The organism is Pediococcus damnosus (assembly GCF_001437255.1).
GTDB classification, from domain to species: domain Bacteria; phylum Bacillota; class Bacilli; order Lactobacillales; family Lactobacillaceae; genus Pediococcus; species Pediococcus damnosus.
The window spans coordinates 1-3,292 of sequence record NZ_JQBD01000136.1; the positions used below are offsets into that span (position 1 = coordinate 1).

The 3,292-nt window shown below is 36.3% G+C and carries 2 protein-coding genes; both read right to left on the reverse strand.

What is annotated here, in order from left to right:
• Window positions 1-50: 50 nt before the first annotated feature.
• Window positions 51-1,190: a hypothetical protein gene (locus tag IV84_RS10160; RefSeq protein WP_056986604.1), complete on the reverse strand. Its 1,140-nt coding sequence runs from the start codon at window positions 1,188-1,190 to the stop codon at window positions 51-53.
• Window positions 1,191-1,413: 223 nt separating this feature from the next.
• The gene (gene rnjA / locus IV84_RS10165; RefSeq protein WP_056986605.1) at window positions 1,414-3,099 is read right to left on the reverse strand and encodes a ribonuclease J1; all 1,686 of its coding nucleotides are present in this window, start codon (window positions 3,097-3,099) and stop codon (window positions 1,414-1,416) included.
• Window positions 3,100-3,292 lie beyond the last annotated feature (193 nt).

The window sequence follows — 3,292 nt, forward strand, 5'->3', positions numbered from 1 at the left end:
CTATTACCAACAACAGATATTGTAGAACCCCTTTTTCGATTACTACTTTACTAATTACTATGAGAACTTGATGACTTGCTGCTACTACTCGATGATTCATGTTTTGAACTAGCAGAGCTCTGAGAACTACTATTCTTTGAACTTGAGCTGTTCTCCGATGAACTTGCAGTTGAATTACTTGCTCTTGAACTACTTGCTGCTGCTTGCGAACTAGCACTCGCTGCTGATGTTCTTTGTGAATGAGCTGTCGAAGCAGATTGACTACTTGCCTGTGAACTAGCCAATGCCGCTGATGCACTTTGTGAGCTCGCCATTGAAGCAGATTGACTGGCAGCTGAACTAGCTGCGGATGACGACGCACTATCTTGATCCTTACGATACGTCTTAACAGCAGTTTCAACACGAGTTAAATCCTTACTTGCTTGTTCAAAATTAGGATACTTATCCAAACTATCTAGTAAATCATTTAATTTGGAACTCGTTACAGAACTATGCAATGAACCACTTTTACCATTTTTAAATAATTTATTTGTTTCTTTATGCAATTTGCTAACCGCTGCTGCCTTTGGTTGTAAATTCGTTAATAATTTATTATATTCATTGTAGAAACCTGAGAAGTCCGATTTAAAAGTTGTATCTTTCAGATCCTGTAATAAACTTGAAACTTTATCTCCAGTTGTCGAAGTTCGATAATTATTTCCGCTTTTTAGGTCAGAAACCCTTTCACGAAATGAGATTGCACTCTTACCTAGGCTTGCCAACTGACTATACTGGTTTGCAGCCGTATTATCTTGAATTTTCTTTGCATCTGCCTCAAGCTCGATCATTTGTGCGCTTGTAGCCTGATTAGTAATGTTATCTCGATCATTGTTAAAACTCGTTTGGACAATTTTTTCAGCATTGTCTTTAGCCGAGGCATTATTCGTACGACGAACAATGAAAAAGATGGCGACAATAACGACTACAAGAATTCCAACAATCCAAAGCCATTTTTTTGAATTTGATTTTTTGTTTTTATTATGTGGTTTAATCGCTGTGGGTGACTGTGATCCGCTTGTCCCTCCTGCTTTAGGTGTTTTCTTGTGTTTATTGGATGCTTTTTTTTGCTGTTTTTGTTGTTCTCTTGCTCTTAAACGGCCCATTCGTGAATCTGGAACGGACCTATCATTATCATTATTAATCGCAATCATCTTCCCATCTTTATAGATTTGTGCAGTCTATATTAGCATTTCCCCATAATTCTAATTTAACATTTTTTTCTCCTAACAACTAGTTAGAAAACTATTTAATTCAAAAAATCGTAAATTTTTACAGAACTTCAAAAAGAATCTTCAACTATGAGATTTTGTTTCTCACAATTGAAGATTCTTTCATCATCTCATAAATAAAGTGAGTAGATTCAAATTCATTGGTCTATTCAAAAATAAGCATAGGTACGATCATCGGACTACGTTCAGTTTTCTGATATAAAAATTCCTGAAGGTCATCAATAATATTATTATTAAAGTCTTTTTCAGTTGGATGCGATTTCTTTTTCATTGTATTTAGTAATGAACTAAAAGCCGCCTTATTTGTATCATGAATTAATTCATTCGATTCACGCATGTAGATAAAACCTCTAGAAATTGTATCTGGTCCAGCGGTGATTCGATGTTTCTTGACATTAATCGTTGCAACAGCCGTCACAACGCCTTCACTTGCTAAAATTGTGCGATCGCTTAAAATCTGTGAACTAACATTATCATTAATATCAGCATCATTTAAGTACACATCACCAGCACTGAAATGATCTGCAATTCGGGCGCTATCTCGGGTTAAAGCCAACACATCACCATTTTTCATAATGAAACAATTATCTTCAGGAATTCCCGTTTGTTCAGCAAGTTTGGCATGAATCATCTGCATCCTATACTCCCCATGACAAGGCATAAAGAATTTTGGCTTAATCAGACGTAACATCAACTTCTGATCTTCTTGACCACCATGGCCAGAAGTATGAATATTGTTTACCTTACCATGAATAACCGTAACGCCTGCTTCGTCTAACTTGTTAATTAGATTATTTACGCTGACAGTATTTCCTGGGATAGGATTACTTGAAAATACAACCGTATCATCAGGTTGCAAACTAATTTGTCGATGAGTTCCATTGGCAATCCGGCTCAAAGCTGCCATCGGTTCACCCTGTGATCCAGTACATAAAATCATCAACTTGTTAGCTGGCAAATTATGTAATTCCTGAGCATCCACTAAAGCTTCTTCAGGTATATTTAAATATCCTAATTTTTGTCCGGCTTCAATAGCATTTTCCATACTCCGACCAAAAATAGCAATTTTTCTTCCTTGTTCTAAGGCAGCTTCACAAGCCTCTCGTACTCGGTACACATTAGAAGCAAATGTCGCAAAAATAATTCTCCCTTGAATTTCAGTGAAAATCCGTTTGATACTTTTTTCAACAAACCGCTCAGACTTTGTAAAGGTCGGACGCTCTGCATTTGTACTATCAGACATCAAAAGCAAACAATCTTTTCCGCCGATTTCCGCCATTTTTTGGAAATTTGGAGATGGTAAGTTTCCAACTGGAGTTAGATCAAACTTAAAGTCACCTGTTTGTACAACGGTTCCTTGTGGAGTGTGAACCGCAATCCCTAAAGTGTCTGGAATTGAATGCGTAGTCCTGAAAAATGACACAGATAACTTCCGGAATTTCAAAACAGTATCTTCCTGTAACTCATGTAATTCGGTTGTCCGTAATAAGTTATGTTCTTTCAACTTACCCTTAATTAATTCTGATGCAAATGGTCCTGCCCAAATTGGCACATTTAATTTTTGCAAAAAGAATGGAATTCCACCGATATGATCTTCGTGCCCATGGGTAATAACCAAAGCTTTAATTTTCTTTTGATTTTCAATCAAGAATTGATAATCTGGAATAATATAATCGACGCCTAATAACTCATCTTCAGGAAATTTGATCCCGCAATCAATGATCACAATTTCGTCCTGATACTGGACGCAGTACATATTTTTACCGATTTCTCCTAACCCACCAACGGCATAAACCGCCACTTCGTTGTTTTTAACTTTTAATTTACGCATAAAAAAACTCCTTCTTTTAATAAACACCAAAGCACCATATTAGAACGGCTTTAGTATTTTATGTTCTTAATAATTTTTTTCATGGTGACCAATACTCACCATTCCGATTGTATTAAATTAACCATATCACATTAGTCTTCAGTTCACAACAAAAGTACTAATCCGTATGTGTCAAGTTTTCCTAGGTGCCTTA